Origin of the sequence: Salinispirillum sp. LH 10-3-1, from assembly GCF_030643825.1 — a bacterium.
Taxonomy (GTDB): Bacteria; Pseudomonadota; Gammaproteobacteria; order Pseudomonadales; family Natronospirillaceae; genus Salinispirillum.
Window position 1 is genome coordinate 3,277,294 of the sequence record NZ_CP101717.1, and the last position, 16,197, is coordinate 3,293,490.

General features: G+C 52.2%; 14 protein-coding genes. 4 read left to right on the plus strand and 10 right to left on the minus strand.

The features are described from left to right. Positions 1-57 precede the first annotated feature (57 nt). The 4 genes from NFC81_RS15110 to rpiA all read left to right on the plus strand — a co-directional run bounded on the left by NFC81_RS15110 (position 58) and on the right by rpiA (position 4,657). Positions 58-297 carry a hypothetical protein gene (locus tag NFC81_RS15110; RefSeq protein WP_304995307.1) on the plus strand — a complete coding sequence of 80 codons (240 nt, stop codon included), beginning with the start codon at positions 58-60 and terminating at the stop codon, positions 295-297. A gap of 644 nt (positions 298-941) precedes the next feature. After that, complete coding sequence (locus NFC81_RS15115; protein ID WP_304995308.1) at positions 942-1,742, plus strand: CPBP family intramembrane glutamic endopeptidase; 801 nt, start codon at positions 942-944, stop codon at positions 1,740-1,742. 1 nt (position 1,743) lies between these two features. Continuing rightward, positions 1,744-3,867, plus strand: coding sequence for a peptidase domain-containing ABC transporter (locus NFC81_RS15120; RefSeq protein ID WP_370529877.1), 2,124 nt, complete (start codon positions 1,744-1,746; stop codon positions 3,865-3,867). 85 nt (positions 3,868-3,952) lie between these two features. Next, positions 3,953-4,657, plus strand: a complete 705-nt coding sequence (gene rpiA / locus NFC81_RS15125; RefSeq protein ID WP_304995310.1) for a ribose-5-phosphate isomerase RpiA — start codon at positions 3,953-3,955, stop codon at positions 4,655-4,657. Positions 4,658-4,785: 128 nt separating this feature from the next. On the opposite strand, the gene NFC81_RS15130 is transcribed toward rpiA, so the two are convergent. The 10 genes from NFC81_RS15130 to NFC81_RS15175 all read right to left on the minus strand — a co-directional run bounded on the left by NFC81_RS15130 (position 4,786) and on the right by NFC81_RS15175 (position 16,161). Then, complete coding sequence (locus NFC81_RS15130) at positions 4,786-5,226, minus strand: DUF2147 domain-containing protein (protein WP_304995311.1); 441 nt, start codon at positions 5,224-5,226, stop codon at positions 4,786-4,788. A 172-nt stretch (positions 5,227-5,398) separates the two neighbouring features. Beyond that, positions 5,399-6,409, minus strand: a complete 1,011-nt coding sequence (locus tag NFC81_RS15135) for an oligopeptide/dipeptide ABC transporter ATP-binding protein (protein WP_304995312.1) — start codon at positions 6,407-6,409, stop codon at positions 5,399-5,401. After that, a complete protein-coding gene (locus tag NFC81_RS15140) occupies positions 6,406-7,395 on the minus strand; it encodes an ABC transporter ATP-binding protein (RefSeq protein WP_304995313.1) in 990 nt (329 codons plus the stop codon). The genes NFC81_RS15135 and NFC81_RS15140 overlap by 4 nt, the downstream gene beginning before the upstream one ends. 2 nt (positions 7,396-7,397) lie before the next feature. Next, on the minus strand, positions 7,398-8,345 hold the full coding sequence (locus tag NFC81_RS15145; protein WP_304995314.1) for an ABC transporter permease: 948 nt from the start codon (positions 8,343-8,345) through the stop codon (positions 7,398-7,400). A gap of 25 nt (positions 8,346-8,370) precedes the next feature. After that, a complete protein-coding gene (locus tag NFC81_RS15150) occupies positions 8,371-9,357 on the minus strand; it encodes an ABC transporter permease (RefSeq protein WP_304995315.1) in 987 nt (328 codons plus the stop codon). 175 nt (positions 9,358-9,532) lie between these two features. Then, complete coding sequence (locus tag NFC81_RS15155) at positions 9,533-11,119, minus strand: ABC transporter substrate-binding protein (protein WP_304995316.1); 1,587 nt, start codon at positions 11,117-11,119, stop codon at positions 9,533-9,535. 413 nt (positions 11,120-11,532) lie between these two features. Continuing rightward, positions 11,533-12,444 (minus strand): oligopeptide ABC transporter permease, encoded by a 912-nt coding sequence (gene opp4C, locus NFC81_RS15160; protein ID WP_304995317.1) that lies wholly within the window; start codon positions 12,442-12,444, stop codon positions 11,533-11,535. A gap of 24 nt (positions 12,445-12,468) precedes the next feature. Beyond that, on the minus strand, positions 12,469-13,416 hold the full coding sequence (locus NFC81_RS15165; protein ID WP_304995318.1) for an ABC transporter permease: 948 nt from the start codon (positions 13,414-13,416) through the stop codon (positions 12,469-12,471). Positions 13,417-13,495: 79 nt separating this feature from the next. Continuing rightward, entirely contained in the window at positions 13,496-15,121 is a 1,626-nt protein-coding gene (locus NFC81_RS15170; RefSeq protein WP_304995319.1) for a peptide-binding protein, read from the minus strand. Between the two features lie 65 nt (positions 15,122-15,186). After that, positions 15,187-16,161 carry an ABC transporter ATP-binding protein gene (locus NFC81_RS15175; protein ID WP_370529914.1) on the minus strand — a complete coding sequence of 325 codons (975 nt, stop codon included), beginning with the start codon at positions 16,159-16,161 and terminating at the stop codon, positions 15,187-15,189. Positions 16,162-16,197: the final 36 nt, after the last annotated feature.

The window sequence follows — 16,197 nt, forward strand, 5'->3', positions numbered from 1 at the left end:
ATGTTGTCAGGGATGAGTTTAACTGAAATCTAAACATTCTCAATGGAGATGAATGAAATGAAAGCTTTGAATGTACAGCAAGTTGAGCAAGTGAATGGTGGCAACAGGATTCTCAAAGAAGTCGCAAAAGAAACCGGCAGAGCAATTGCAACCTCTGCAGTAGGAAAGGCTGTAGGCCGTTGGTACGAAAAGCAGAAAAGTGGCTCTAAACATCCTCGTCCAGGCACCAGCCGTGTTGACCAAAAAGAGCGTGAGGACTCATACCGGAATACGATGCGCGAGTTGCGCGGCTATTAATATAAGTAAAACTAAAAATAGCGGCCTTTTAGGCCGCTACTCTCAGCGTGGTTAAAATGTCGATAATCAACAGCAGAAACCGAATAAAGGGTTTTATTAGCGGTGGAGGGATTTCAGGGTTAGCAATAAAACATAGTCAGTCAGAGGGCATTAATCGGCTCGCTATTTTTTTTACGATATTTTTCTTAACTTTCATTCCTACTTGGGTAGTAGCGTCACTACTTGTGACTTTTAATTTTTTTATTACTGAAAGCCCATCTCTTGAAAATGATCCATTCAGCTATTTCGATTTATTTTTGATGGTTGTATTTTCTCCCATCATTGAATCTATTATCATAGTAATCGGAGTAAAGGCATTTACAATTATACCCTTAGAATTCAATAAAAAAATTCAAGCGACTTTCATAGCGCTGGGATTCGCTGCCCTTCACTATAGCTTCATACCTATAAGCGGGATAACGTCTTTCTATGCTTTCTATATAATGACACGAATATTCCAAGCACAGGAAGACTTTGATTGTTTTTCATTGATCGTTAAGATTCATGCTCTCAATAATATTTTTGCCGCAAGCCTTCTATATCTAACGTAGTCCGCTTCAGTAACAATCACTTTTAGGAATTATGACATACTAAGGAATCCGCTCATGACTGAAACCACTAAACAACCTAGCACGGAAACAGCTGAATCACATATTCTGCTTGAAACAGAGCAGCCTAAATCAGTGCCTACTCTGGGGAAATCTCTTGCTTGGCTCTTTGTATTCGCCGTGCTGTTTTACGGTGCAGCAGTCGTTTACGGCATGGTGTATGGGGGTTATTTAGGCTCCACCCAGCCGGACTTAATAGCGGATGAAGAGCTCTTTGAGTCAACCATCTTGGATGCCATGCTAAGCCCTTCGGGTATTGCTACTACTTCGCTGTTGCAAGCGTTGTTGATCATCCCGGTATTGCTGTGGGCCTCTCACTTTGCCCATCAGCCATGGCGTGAGACGCTGGCGTTTCGGGCAGTGCCACTGCGCATGCTAGGGTTCTGGGTATTAGTGTATTGCGGCTATTTCGTTGCGCAATCTCTATTGGAACTCGTGGCTCCGTCTGATCTTGGCGACATCATGACGCCTTTGGCAGGCAGTAAACATTTGGGGCTGGCGTTTGCATTGATTGTACTGGCTCCACTGATAGAAGAATTGATTTTTCGTGGCTACCTGTTCACCGCATGGCGTCATACTAAGCTGGGCTTATGGGGGACGGTTATTCTGACGTCGCTGATTTTCACCAGCATTCATGCCGCACAGTATTCTGGCTTGTTGTTACTTTATTTGTTTATCTTCTCCGTGATTTTGGGCCTTGCTCGCGAGAAAACCGGCTCTATCTGGGCGCCTATCGCGCTGCACGTTCTGAACAACAGCATTGCCGTTTTCACGTTAGTGTACTTGGGATTGCACTGAGATGACGGAGCACAGCCAGTCATCGCATGTCGGCATAGCCTCCCCTGCTAACTTGCTCCATTTCAGCGGCAGTCGGCGTTTACCCATGGTTCACCAAAGTGAAGCGGCGGAGTGCGGGCTGGCGTGTTTAGCGATGATTGCTGGGTTTTATGGCTACGACACCGATCTACTGCATTTGCGTAAGCGGTTTTCGGTCAGCCAGCACGGGGTCAACCTGAAGCAGTTGATGGACATGGCAGCCCGGCTTCAATTAGTTGGGCGGGCACTGCAGTTGGAAGTGGACGAAATACCACAACTGCAAACACCCTGTGTGTTGCATTGGGACATGAACCATTTCGTGGTGTTGAAATCCAGCAGCAGCAAAGGCGTATTGATTCATGACCCCGCACAAGGCGAGGTGTCGTTGAGCTGGGAGGAAGTCGCCAAGCATTTTACCGGTGTAGCGTTGGAATTGACGCCCACGGAAGCGTTCAAGCCGGCGAAAGAACGGCGGCGTTTGCGACTGAGTCAGTTTTGGACACGCATTCGCGGGCTAAAGCGCAGCCTGTTCCAGATCCTAGCGCTGGCGTTGGTGTTGCAGGTGTTTGCGGTGCTGTCGCCGTTTTACATGCAAACCGTGGTGGACGACGTATTGCTGCGCAACGATGCGCACTTGTTATTGGTGTTGGCCATTGGGTTTGCCTTGCTGATGGCCATACGGGTGGGTACGGAAGCGCTGCGTGAGTTTTGTATTCTGCATCTCTCCACGCGCTTGAATATTCAAATGGCGGCGAACCTGTTTCGCCATTTGATTCGCTTACCCATCGACTATTTTCAAAAACGGCACATGGGCGATGTGGTGTCGCGCTTTGGCTCACTGCAGGCCATTCGTGAGCTGTTAACTACGGGGCTGGTGTCTGCAGTGGTGGACGGCATCATGGCGGTCATCACTCTCGTCGTTATGATGGTGTACTCGGTGAAACTGGGCATGGTCGTAATCGGGTTTGTGGTTCTGTACGGTTTGGCTAGGCTGGCGCTGTATCGACCTCTGCGTCAACTCAGCGAAGAGAGCATCGTGGCGCATGCTAAACATGAGTCCAACTTCATGGAGTCAGTCCGCGCCATTCAAACGGTGAAGCTCTTTCAACGCGAGAATGATCGCCAGAACTTGTGGCAAAACAAGTACGCTTCCGCCATGAACACCGACATCCGCATCGCCAAATGGCAAATCGGCTATGGGGCCATCAATGGCATTCTGTTTGGCTTGGAAAACATCATCATTGTGTATCTTGCCGCGCAAGCGGTGATGGGCAGCCTCATATCCGTTGGTATGTTGTTCGCGTTCATGAGCTACAAACAGCAGTTTGTCGACAGCATGGACAGCTTGATTGCCACCCTCATCGATATCAAGATGATCGGCCTGCATCTCGACCGTCTGGCCGACATCGCCTTTACTGAGCCGGAACAAGTCGACGACCAGAGCATACCCGGCCAAGCTGTCATACCGCTGACCGGAGCATTACAAGCGGATAACCTTGCCTATCGCTACAGCGAAGCGGATGCTTGGGTCTTCAAGAGCCTGTCGTTTCAGGTTGCTCCGGGCGAGTCTGTCGCTATTGTCGGTCCCAGCGGATGTGGCAAAACCACGTTGCTCAAATGCTTAATGGGTTTGTTGCAACTGGAGGAGGGTCAGGTGCTGGCCGATGGCACACCACTCAACAAACTAAACCATTATCGCCAGTCTATTGCGGCCGTCATGCAAGACGACCAATTATTGAGTGGTTCAGTCGCCGACAACATCGCCTGTTTTGATCCACAGCCAGACCATGACCGCATCATCACCTGTGCTCACATGGCGGCGATTCACGAGGACATTCTCGCTATGCCCATGCAGTACAACACCTTGGTTGGCGACATGGGTACTTCATTGAGCGGTGGCCAGAAGCAACGGGTTTTACTGGCACGAGCGCTGTATCGTCAGCCGACGATACTGTTTCTCGATGAAGCCACCAGCCATTTGGACACAGAAAATGAGAGCCTGGTGAATCAGCACATTAAAGCGCTGAACATCACGCGAGTCATTGTGGCCCACCGGAAGGAGACGATCGCCAGTGCCGACCGTGTGATAGATTTGTCAGCCCTTTGAATAATTATCATGGCATCTAAGGCAGTCATACCCCCGCGCCTGTGATGCGTCTATAATGGGTGTTAAAACCCTTTAGGACAGACCCATGACGCAAGATGATATGAAGAAAGCCGTCGCCGCTGCGGCGTTGGAAGAAATTCGCGGCCAACTGCACAAAGATACCGTCATCGGTATTGGCACTGGTTCCACCGCCAACCATTTTATTGACCAACTGGCGGCGCTAAAGGGCAAATTCCGGGCGACCGTGGCCAGCTCTGAAGCCTCGGCCGAGCGTTTACGCGGCCATGGTATCGACGTACTGGACCTGAACGACGTAAAAGAATTGCCGTTCTACATCGACGGTGCCGACGAGGCGAATTTGCAGCTGGCGCTGGTGAAGGGCGGTGGTGCGGCGCTGACCCGCGAGAAAATTGTTGCGGCGTGTAGCAAAGAGTTCATTTGTATAGCCGATGAATCAAAAGCGGTTGAAACACTCGGGGCTTTTCCGATTCCGGTCGAGGTGATTCCGATGGCGCGCAACTACGTGATGCGCAAGCTGGAGAAACTCGGTGGCCGTGCGGTGTATCGTGAAGGCGTGGTCACGGACAACGGCAATATCATTGTGGATGTGCACGGTTTGAGCATCACAGACCCCAAAGCGATGGAAATCGACATGAATGCCATTGTTGGTGTGGTGACGAACGGCATCTTCGCGTGCCGCAGTGCCGATTTGTTGTTGCTGGCGTCGCCGACCGGCGTGCGTCGACTGTCAGTGATCAATACGCCGTCGCAGAAGGGCGAGTACTATTGAGGGATGGATTGTGGCAGGTGTGAACACCTGCCTACGACGATCGTGCGGGCTATGAATTAGCCCAGGTGTTATATGCAGCGCGGGTGTTTACACCCGCCAACCCGTTGGTACGGCCAGAGGACTGGTAGCTACTCAGCACGCTGCCAGTTCTGGGTACGGCCGATCAAAGCAAAACCAACAAATCCGCGTACTTCCAAAGTTTGATCGTCGTCTGCCACAGACAGCAATGCTTTGTACTCACGTCCGTTGGCTGGGTCAAGAATTGTACCGCCATTCCATTCTTGCTTTCTGTCGTCCCAAGTCAAACCTTCGATGATCTGCAGGCCTTCCAGTGGTGCATTACGCTTACTACCACGGCACTGATCGCAGAACCATTCTTCGCGTGGACGGTCAGACTTCAGAATTTCCAAAATATGACCACGCAACTCACCACCAACCACAGTCAGTTCAACGCGGCTGCGTACTTCGCCGGTTTCGTCGTCAATGGTGAACCAAACTCCTTCTGGGCTAGGGGCAGCCTTTGCCACGAGGGCCATCATCATTACAGTTGCAGCGATTAACCAACGCATAGTATTTCTCCTGATTATTGTTCTTGTGAACGCGTGATTTCAGTGTAGTAGATGACCACAGCAACGCTTAATGCACCAGCAGAATTTACCGTTCGCCGGGGATTGTTGACGGGTTTTACAGAAAAGAGAGACGCGGCGGGTAGATTACCCGCCGCCACACACAGACTGCACGCTAGATCCGGCCTTCTTCAACCGCAAAGCACGACGCAAAGCTGTCGCGTACGGGAATCAGCGCTGGCCGCTCTTTCTTACAGCGGTCATTCACGTACTTACAACGTGGATGGAAAGTACACCCAGATGGAGGGTCAATTGGGCTAGGAATCTCACCGGTCACCGGCTGCCGCTTCCGTCCGCTCATCTCATGGTCAGGAATGGCGTCGAGCAGCATCCGAGTGTACGGATGTGTCGGCTTAGCGAACAAGTCCTGACTGGGCGAGTTTTCGACCATGGAGCCCAGGTACAGGACACCGATCCGATTCGCCATGTGCTTCACCACCGACAAGTCGTGGCTGATGAACAAGTAGGTCAGTCCAAATTCATCCTGCAAATCACGCATTAGGTTCAGAATTTGTGCCTGCACCGATACGTCCAACGCAGATGTGGGTTCGTCACAAATCAAAAAATCGGGCTGTGCAGACAGCGCACGCGCAATGGCAATACGCTGACGCTGACCACCAGAAAACTCATGCGGAAACTTGTGACGATCACGCCCCGCCAACCCTACCGTATCCAAGAGCCCCTCAACGGTTTTCACCACTGAAGCCTTGCCCTTGTCTAAACCAAACGCATAAATAGGCTCAGCGATGATTTCTCCCACACGCCAGCGTGGATTCAAGCTCGCAAAGGGATCTTGGAAGATCATTTGAATGCGGCGGCGCAGTGTCTTGAACGCTTCGCCCTTAGACGTCGCCAAGTTCTGGCCGTCGAACATGATGCTGCCGCTGGACGGGCTGATCAGGTCCACAATCAATTTGGCGATGGTGGATTTACCCGAGCCCGACTCTCCCACCAAGGCAAAGGTTTCACCCTTATTGATCGAAAACGAGACGCTATCAACGGCGGTTAAAAAGCGCTGCGGTTCGCGCTCTAACACGCGGTTTAGCCACGGCTTAGAGACATCGAAATGGCAGGACAAATCGGTGACCTGTAGTAAGGCTTCCTGCGAATGGTTTTGCGTGCTCATGAGGACTCCTTAGCATCAAACAACCAGCACGATACCTGACCGTTACCGGCCGGAATCAGACTCGGGCGCTCTTCTTTGCATTTCGCAAATACCCGATCGCAACGAGGGTTATAAGCACACCCCGTGGGAATCGCGTCCAAACGCGGCATACTGCCAGGGATTTGTACCAGACGCTCCGTTTCATGCGTCAGCGATGGAATGGAACCCATCAGCCCTACCGTATAAGGGTGTTGAGGGTGCTTGACGACGTCACGCACCGGGCCAATTTCAGCCACTCGACCGGCGTACATAACCGCAACGCGGTCACAGGCTTCGGCAATCACGCCCATGTCGTGGGTTACCAGCATGACGGCAGCACCGTGGTCTTTACACATCCGCTTCAGTACATCGATGATCTGCGCTTGCACGGAAACATCCAATGCGGTGGTAGGCTCGTCGGCGATGATCAACTCTGGCTCACCGGCCAGCGCCAAGGCGATAACCACGCGTTGGCGCATACCGCCCGAAAACTGATGCGGGTAGTCGTCAACACGCTTATCAGCCGCCGGAATACCTACTTCGTCCAACAAGGCGATGGCGCGCTCACGCGCTTGCTTCTCGTTCATGGGCAAGTGCGTACGAATGGTTTCAATCAACTGATCAGCAATGGTCAGTATCGGGTTCAAAGACGTGAGCGGGTCCTGGAACACCATGCCGATACGCTTACCACGAATGCGGCGCATCTTTTCGTAAGGCAGGTTGTCAATACGCTCACCATCAAGATAGATTTCGCCAGAAGCAATGCGTCCGGGTGGCTCAAGCAACCCAATGATCGATGCGCCCGTCAGTGATTTACCAGCACCAGACTCACCCACCACGCCAAGAATTTCGCCGCGGGCGATGTCAAAGGACACATTGTCCAACGCCCGCAATACCGTTTTACGCTTAGGAAATTCGACTACCAGATCACGTACTGATAGCAATACATCTTTTTTATCACTACTCATGTTTAGCGCAACCTCGGGTTCAGGGCGTCGCGTAACCAGTCGCCCAACAAATTAACAGACAACGCTAAAATCAACAGCGTTACCCCGGGGAAGAAAGTAATCCACCACTCGCCGGAAAACAGGAACTCGTTACCAACGCGAATCAGCGTACCCAAACTAGGCTGGGTCGCAGGTACACCCACCCCCAAGAACGACAACGTGGACTCCAAAATAATGGCCAAGGCCAAGCCAATGGTACCAATGACCAACACCGGGCCCATGACGTTGGGTAGAATATGACGCAGCAAAATACGCGGCGCAGGTACACCGAAGATGCGCGCTGCCTGCACATATTCTTTATTCTTTTCCGCCAGCGTTGAGCTGCGGACCGTACGCGCGTATTGCACCCAGTCACTCAAGCCAATCGAGATGATCAGCACGTAAACCGCCGCCTGTTCTTGGTATTCACCGGGGATCAAACTCTTGGTTACCCCGAAAATCAGCAAGGCCACCAAAATAGCGGGGAAGCTCAATTGCACGTCAGCAACACGCATGATCAAGCTGTCTACCCAACCGCCTTTGTAACCGGCAATCAAGCCCAGGGTAATACCCAGCACCGCAGCGAACGCTACAGCAGCAAAGCCAACCAGCAACGAGATCCGCGATCCGTAGAGAATAGCAGAGAAGATATCCCGCCCTTGGCTATCCGTACCCATTATAAAGGTGTTACCCGTGAAGGCATTGGCTTCCATTGGTGGCGTAAAACCATCCATCAGGTTCAGTGATGAAGGGTCGAAAGGCGTATGGGGCGCCACTAAAGGGGCAAACATAGAGGCTAGAATGATCAGCACGGTAATAACTGCCGAAGCCACTACTACAGGGCGTCGAATGAAGTCATAGAACAAGTCACTGTCCACGATGCGCTTCCATAGCGGTGGTGCCACCACTAAAACGTCTTTTTGATCGCTCATAATCTGAAATACCTACTTAATTCAATCAGCGTCCAGCACTGCGTTTAACCACACGCAAACGCGGATCGACTACGAAATACAACATGTCGACGATGAAGTTAATGACGACAAAAATCAGTGCAATAACCAGCAAATAAGCCGACATAAAGGGGATATCGACAAAGCGAATTGCGTTGATGAACAACAATCCGACACCCGGCCACTGGAAAACCGTTTCCGTGATGATGGCGAAGGCGATGATCGAGCCTAACTGCAAGCCGGTGATGGTGATCACTGGTAGCATGGTGTTCTTCAAAGCATGATGAAAGTGGATAGAGCGCTGCTTCAAACCACGAGCGCGGGCAAACTTAATGTAATCGGTGCGCAAAACTTCCAACATTTCAGCCCGCACCAAGCGCATGATCAAGGTGAGCTGGAACAAGCCCAAAGTTATTGCCGGGAGAATCAACGACTGTAAACCAGACGCGGTCAAGAATCCGGTGGTCCAATTATCACTTATCCGCACAGTCTCACCGCGCCCAAACGACGGCAGCCAAGACAACTCTACGGCGAACACATAAATCAATAAAATACCGATCAGGAATGTCGGTAACGATACGCCTACCAAGGAAGCAGACATAATGAAATTACTCAACCAGCCATTACGACGTAAGGCGGTATAAACACCCAACCCGATACCTAAGGTCAGGGCGAACAAGCCGGAAACAAAGGCCAACTCCAGTGTGGCCGGTAAACGCTCCATAATGACGTCAGATACGGGGCGTGCCATCCGGTAAGAGATACCGAATTCACCCTGCACAGCATTGCCGACAAAGCGCATAAACTGAATCGGAATAGCGTCATTTAAACCGAGGCGCTCACGGAGCTCTTCACGGTCTTGCTGACTAGCCTCTTGGCCAACCATGTTGTTGATCGGATCACCGACAAACTGGAACAGGCTGAAAGAGATGAATGCCACGACCAGCATTACAACGACGGCCTGAATAATCCGGCGAATTAACATGGCGATCATAGGTCAGTAACCTTCTTCATAATCGTTTTCTCATAACAAGAAGACAGACCGCAGTCTGCCTTCTCAGAATACAACAAAGGAGCGGTTGAGTTCTGTCTGAGGGCCGGCGGGAATACATACCCGCTCTACGAAAAGCCCTCAGCACGAATTATTCAACAGCTCCTTAACGGTGCTATCAGTTATAGCTCAAATATTTCAGCATAGGCTGGTTTTGCGACTGCACATCGAAGTTGATGTTGGTGCGCATAGCCCAGTTCAGTACTTGGTGGTGAACCGGCAGGTAAACCACTTCGTCCTGCATAATTTCCCACGCGCGAGCAATGGCATCATTACGCGCGTTCAGGTCAGTTTGCGTCGGCAATGAACGTGACAGGCGATCAAACTCAGCGTTTGAGAAGCCCGTGAAGTTCCACGCACCGGTGTTTTCAGTCTTGGTTTCTACCAAGAAGTCAAACACGTAGTGTGAGTCCAACGTCGGCACAGACCAACCCAACAGGTAGAAGTCCAACACACCTTGCTGCAATTCAGCGAAGTGGATGCTGTTCGCACGTGCGTCCAGACGTACCGCGATACCAATTTGACCCAGCATACCGGTTACCGCTTGGCACAGTGCTTCGTCGTTGGTGTAACGGTCATTGGTGCACGTCAGAGTAACCTGGAAACCGTTCGGGTAACCCGCTTCCGCCAACAGCGCACGCGCTTGCTGTACGTTTGTAGCCGGCACAGTGTCCAACTCCGTGGTGTAACCGTTTACGAACGACGGAGCGATCATACCTGCAGGCGTAGACTGACCACGCATAACCACTTGTTGGATCGCTTGACGGTTGATCGCCATGTTCATCGCTTGGCGCACACGCTTGTCAGCGAATGGGTTAGCACCCTTCACGTTGGACGTACGCAGCTCATCACGACCCTGATCCATACCGAAGAAGATCGTACGGTTTTCTGGGCCGGTAGCAACACGGATGTTCGCCGCGTTGTTCAGACGCGTGATGTCCTGAACAGGCACATCTTGCAGGAAGTCAATTTCGCCAGACAACAAGGCAGCAGCGCGGGTGGCCGCTGACTGGATAGGCGTGTGCACGATGCGCGTAATGCCCATCGGGAACATATCACGACCCCAGTAATCTTCATTGCGAACCATTTCGGTGCGCACATCGGGATCACGACTGACCAGACGGAAAGGACCGGTACCGTTGACGTTACGAACGGCGTAGTTTTCTTCACCAGCAGAGTAATCCTGTGGCGTTGTAACGTTGTTGGCCTCGGCCCACGCCTTGTTCATGATGAACAAGTTAGTCAGGTTGTTCGGCAACAGTGGGTTTGGCCCATTGGTACGCATGTGAACGGTGTAATTATCAACCGCAGTCACTTCAGCAATCGAGCTGATCAATGTACGCATGTCGGAGTTAGCATGCTGAGCGCGCTGGAAGGAGAAAACCACATCTTCGGCAGTGAAAGGAGCACCGTTGTGGAAAGTAACGCCTTGACGCAGTTTGAATTCCCAAACGTTTGGATCAGAATCCAAAATACCCCATTCGGTCGCCAGACCTGGCTGCATGGCAGAATCCATGTCCAGATAAACCAGTGGGTTGTACAACTGGTGCGCAACGGCGTGCGTCATACCATGGTTCTGTGAATGCGGATCAAACGTCAATGAATCACCAGCACTGGCCCAGCGCAGGGTTTCAGCACTGGCCGCCGCTGATAGCATCAGCGTAACTGCCACGCCCGTAGATACGGATCGGATAAACCTTTTCATGTTGGTTTCCTCTGTTTTAATGGTCTTGCTCAAAGCGCGAGAAGTCTTCCCGACTCAGCAAGTGATTTGTCATTATTATCAGTGTCTGAGAGCTCCATACGATGCAGAGACACTCTCAACAACCGAGTCATGGCATCAGCAAACATCACACCAATGTTGCGCGGCCGGTCAAAATTCTAGGCCAGCTTGCGTACAGAAATGTTTACTAGCGACGTCACTACTCAGTTAACCACTGTTTTCTTGTTGTTTGTCTCAGCAAATTAACACTAGCTAGGCTAGACACGATGGGCGAGAATTTCAAACAGTTTTGTAGCTTAGGAAGGAATAACCCTGTTTTTGCGCACGAATAACGTACACCCTGATTGACAGTGGTGCACGTTAGGCATCAAATCGGGGCAGAAATCGGCGCTGATTTAGCGCCGAATGACCCGTGGGTCCAAGGCATCGCGGAAACCATCACCAATAAAGTTAAAAGCCAATACGGTGATGAGAATCATCAAGCCAGGAAAGGTTGGGTACCACCATGCTTCGCGGAAGATACGGACACTCTGTGCATTGGTCAGCATATTGCCCCAAGTTGCGGTGGGTGGCTGTACACCCAGCCCTAGGAAGCTCAATACCGACTCTGCCAAAATAAAGCCGCCCACCGCCAAGGTCGCTGCCACAATGATCGGCCCCATGGCGTTCGGGAGAATTTGGCGAAATATAATGCGGGCATTCGACATACCCAACGTTTTTGCCGCCAACACATACTCCCGTTGCTTCAGCGACAAGAACTCACCACGCACCAAACGCGCTGTCCCTGTCCAACTGAGCAAGGCAAACACCATGATCAGCTTATCGAGTGTTGGCTGAAAGACCGCCACGATGGTAATCAGCAGAAAGATGTTCGGAAATGAAATCACTACATCCACCAGCCGCATGATAAAGGCATCAATTTTACCGCCGTAATAGCCCGCCAGCGCACCCAAGGTTGCCCCGATGGTGACCGCGCCGAGCATCGCCGAAAAGCCCACAAACAAGGAAACACGCCCCGCATACAGAATGCGGCTGAACACATCGCGACCAAGGTGATCGGTGCCGAGCCAATACTCCGCGCTGGGCGGATGCAAGCGCATACGCAAGTTCTGGAAATTGGGGTCATGCTGTGCAATCCAGGGCGCAAAGATCGCACTAAGAATGACCACCGCTAGGATGATCAAGCCGAGCACGGCCAGCCGGTTCTGCAGAAACTTGGCCACCATTATTTGGAGCAGCGTTTCATGGCGCGCCATGGTGAGCTGTTCAGAAGGTGCAGCGGGTTGGGTTGTTGGTTGATCTGTCATTGTCTGATCCGTCATCATCTGCCCCTAGTATTCAATGCGTGGATCAACCACGGCGTAGAGTACATCGGCGATCAAGTTGCCAATAATAGTCACCACAGCACCAATCATCACCAACGCCATAATCACCGGATAGTCGCGCTGAAAGGTCGCGTCGATAAACATCATGCCCAAACCGGGCCAACTGAAGATCTTCTCAACCACCACTGAGCCACCGACCAGATTGGGCAAGAGCAAGCCGAAAATGGTAATCACTGGGATCAGGCCATTGCGCAGCCCGTGCTTATACACCACGGTGCGTTCGCGAAAGCCCTTGGCCCGCGCCGTGCGGATGTAGTCCTGATGCAACACCTCGAGCATGCTGGCACGGGTGTAACGCATCAGCGAGGCCATCGAGGCGGTGGCCAAAACAATCGAGGGGAGAATTAGGTGATGCAGTCGATCCAGCAGGCTGAAATCAGCGCCCAAGGTGCTCATGCCGCCCACCGGCGTCCATCCCAAGTGTACCGAAAACAACATGATCAGCATTAAGGCCAGCCAAAAATCGGGCGTCGCTATGCCGAGAAAGGACCCCGTAGTCACCGTGTAATCCATCGGCGAATAGGGCTTCTGCGCCGACAATATACCCACTGGGATAGCAACGGCCGCCGCCAGCAACAGCGAAACACCCATCAAGATCATGGTATTACCGAGGCGCTCCCAGATCATCTGACCCACTGGGCGTTTGCGGATATAGGACACACCAAAGTCACCCTTCAGTGTGCGGGCCAACCATCGCGCATACTGCACGTGCACCGGGTCATTCAACCCCAGGGCTTCAATTTGTCGTGCGCGCGCTTCGGCGCTCACGTTAGGATCCATATTCAAAACTGCAGGCTTACCCGGCGATAAATACATAATGCCGAACGACAACACGGATACGCCAAGCAGAATAGGCACCATCATCAAGAGGCGCCGAATCAGATAAACGGTCATAGTGGAATTACCTGAGGCTGGCGGGGGCAAGCCGCAGTCAATGACTGCAGCCAACCGCCCGCCGAGGGTTACAAGGGTATCAGTTAGTGCTTAACCACCAGCGCTCAACACCGTGCATGTTGGTGCGCGGGTGATGCACAAAGCCGTTCACACGCTCGTTCAGCGCAACAAACTGCTGTGGATACCACATGAAGGTGTACGGCTGATCTTCTGCGATCAACGCCCAAGCCTCGGCTAAAGCCGCAGCGCGCTCGTCTTGATCGACGATCACGATATTGGAGTCCGCAATGGCGTCCACCGCGGGGTTGCTGTAGCCCACATTGTTCAAGCCTTGCTCGATTTCGCGAGTGTGCCAGATGGCGGATGGATCGGGATCCAAACCTAAAGACCAAGCCAAAATGGTGGCATCAAAGTCAAAGTTCGGTGACAGGATGCGCTCTAAGAAAGCGCCCCACTCCATCTGGCGTGGATTAACTTCAATACCGATCTCACCCAGCATCTGCTGAACGATGATACCGAGGTCGCGACGCACGTTGTTGCCGTCGTTGGACAGAATTTCAAAGCTGAAACGCTGACCGTCTTTTTGCAAGAAACCGTCGCTGCCGCGCGTCCAACCAGCTTCTGCCATCAGCTCAAGAGCACGCTCAGGGTCATAATCAAAGCGTGGCACGTCATCGTTGTACGCCCAGCTCAGTGGTGACACCGGCGCATGGGCAACTTCTGCATGGCCTTCCATTACGGTATCAACGATTTCTTGGCGATCAATGGCATGGGTCAGAGCCTGACGGACACGCTTGTCTTGGAACAAGGGGTTGCGCAGATTATAGCCAAGGAAGTCATAACGAAGTGCCAACGTGGAATGCATATTGACGTGTGGTACGGCGGCTAAACCTGCCATTTCACCGGCAGGAACGCCTTCAAAATGGTGAATTTCGCCGCGCTCCATCAACAGCACCAACGCATTCAGGTCAGCCGCAAAGCGGAATGTCACACGATCTAAATACGGACGGCCTTCGAAATAGTCTTCGTTGGCTTCGAGCACGATATTTTGCCCTTGGTTCCAAGAGACAAACTTAAACGGACCCGCGCCAATTGGCTTCTCTACATTGAATGCGGTGTAGTCACCCAAGTCCGCTACGGCAATGTCGCCCAGGATATGCTGTGGCAAGATACCGTAAGTCATGCGCGTGGCAAAACGCGCATCGGGCTCGGTCAGGGTAAATTGCACGGTCTGGTTATCCAGTGCTACGACCGATTCCATGGTCAGAAAATCGCCTGAACGTGGACCGGTGTAATCAGGGTGTTTGAAAATACTGTAGGTAAAGGCCACGTCGTGGGCGGTCAGCGGTTCACCATCGTGGAAGCGCACATTGTCATGCAGCGTGTAGGTCCAGACCAAACCATCGTCAGAAACAGTCGGTTGATCGACGGCGACCTGTGGAATCATTTCCAACGCCACGTTCGTCGTCATTAAGCTAGCAAACACCAGCTCGACAATGTCAGAGGACGGTACATCTTGTAAATAGAGATCATTGATGATGACCGGTTCACCAGGCACACCAATAACCAAGTTACCGCCGTAAACCGGTTCATCAGAGGTGGGCGCTGCGGCTGCGCTCTCAGTAGTGGGTGCCGAATCGCCGCAGGCGACCAGCATAAAGGGGACAACAAGGGTTAACCCTATCCTTTGTATGGTTCTTTTCATTGTGATGCTCCTGTATTTTTTCTTATTTAAACTACGCTCTTAAGAACGCAGCCCTTCTTGCTCGGTCAGTCGTGCAGATGACAGGCTACTTGATGGCCGTCACCCTGTGTTTTCATCAGTGGCATTTCATCGCGGCAACGCGCCGTGGCATGAGGGCAGCGGGTGTGAAACACACAGCCGGTCGGCGGATTCGCCGGGCTGGGCAGTTCACCCTGCAACACCTGTCTCGGCGCGTTACGTTGACTGGGATGGGATCGTGGTATCGCCGATAGCAGTGCTTGGGTATAAGGGTGCAAAGGCGCTTTATACAACGAGTGCTTGTCAGCCAATTCGACCAAGTGCCCCAAATACATAACACCGATACGATCCGAGATGTGTTTAACCACGGCGAGGTCGTGGGCAATGAACAAATACGTCAGCCCAAACTCAGCCTGCAAATCCGCCATAATATTCAATACCTGCGACTGAATAGACACGTCGAGGGCGGACACCGGCTCATCACCAATGATCATCTGTGGATTCAAGGCCAATGAACGGGCAATGCCGATTCGTTGACGCTGGCCACCAGAAAATTCATGCGGGTAGCGATTGATCAGGCTGGCATCCAGACCCACACGTTGCATCAGCTCCGCCACTCGATCGGCGCGTTCGGCCCGATCGTAAAGGCCATGCACATCAAATGGTTCGGTTAGAATAGTACGGATGGTCTTGCGCGGATTCAGCGACGAGTAGGGGTCTTGAAACACCATTTGTACCTGACGCCGGAAGGTCTTCAGGTCGCGCTCTTTGGCCTGACTGACGTCCTGACCGGCAAAGATGATTTGCCCTTCGGTGGGCTCGTAAAGCCGAATGATGGTGCGCCCAGCGGTGGATTTACCACAGCCCGATTCGCCGACCAGACCGAAGGTTTCACCACGCTTCACCTTAAAAGTGATGCCATCGACGGCTTTGATCTGCCCCGTGGTACGCTGCAAAATACCGTTCTTGACGGGAAAGTGTTTCTTTAAGCCCTGCACTTCGAGCAGGTTATCGTTCGCCACGGCCGTTGGCACCGTGGTCTCTGCGCTTTCCTTCAC

Bases quoted from the DNA above. Each gene is read 5' to 3' on its own strand.
- NFC81_RS15110 (WP_304995307.1), top strand. From the start codon at position 58: ATGAAAGCTTTGAATGTACAGCAAGTTGAGCAAGTGAATGGTGGCAAC.
- NFC81_RS15115 (WP_304995308.1), top strand. From the start codon at position 942: ATGACTGAAACCACTAAACAACCTAGCACGGAAACAGCTGAATCACAT.
- NFC81_RS15120 (WP_370529877.1), top strand. From the start codon at position 1,744: ATGACGGAGCACAGCCAGTCATCGCATGTCGGCATAGCCTCCCCTGCT.
- rpiA (WP_304995310.1), top strand. From the start codon at position 3,953: ATGACGCAAGATGATATGAAGAAAGCCGTCGCCGCTGCGGCGTTGGAA.
- NFC81_RS15130 (WP_304995311.1), bottom strand. From the start codon at position 5,226: ATGCGTTGGTTAATCGCTGCAACTGTAATGATGATGGCCCTCGTGGCA.
- NFC81_RS15135 (WP_304995312.1), bottom strand. From the start codon at position 6,409: ATGAGCACGCAAAACCATTCGCAGGAAGCCTTACTACAGGTCACCGAT.
- NFC81_RS15140 (WP_304995313.1), bottom strand. From the start codon at position 7,395: ATGAGTAGTGATAAAAAAGATGTATTGCTATCAGTACGTGATCTGGTA.
- NFC81_RS15145 (WP_304995314.1), bottom strand. From the start codon at position 8,345: ATGAGCGATCAAAAAGACGTTTTAGTGGTGGCACCACCGCTATGGAAG.
- NFC81_RS15150 (WP_304995315.1), bottom strand. From the start codon at position 9,357: ATGATCGCCATGTTAATTCGCCGGATTATTCAGGCCGTCGTTGTAATG.
- NFC81_RS15155 (WP_304995316.1), bottom strand. From the start codon at position 11,119: ATGAAAAGGTTTATCCGATCCGTATCTACGGGCGTGGCAGTTACGCTG.
- opp4C (WP_304995317.1), bottom strand. From the start codon at position 12,444: ATGACAGATCAACCAACAACCCAACCCGCTGCACCTTCTGAACAGCTC.
- NFC81_RS15165 (WP_304995318.1), bottom strand. From the start codon at position 13,416: ATGACCGTTTATCTGATTCGGCGCCTCTTGATGATGGTGCCTATTCTG.
- NFC81_RS15170 (WP_304995319.1), bottom strand. From the start codon at position 15,121: ATGAAAAGAACCATACAAAGGATAGGGTTAACCCTTGTTGTCCCCTTT.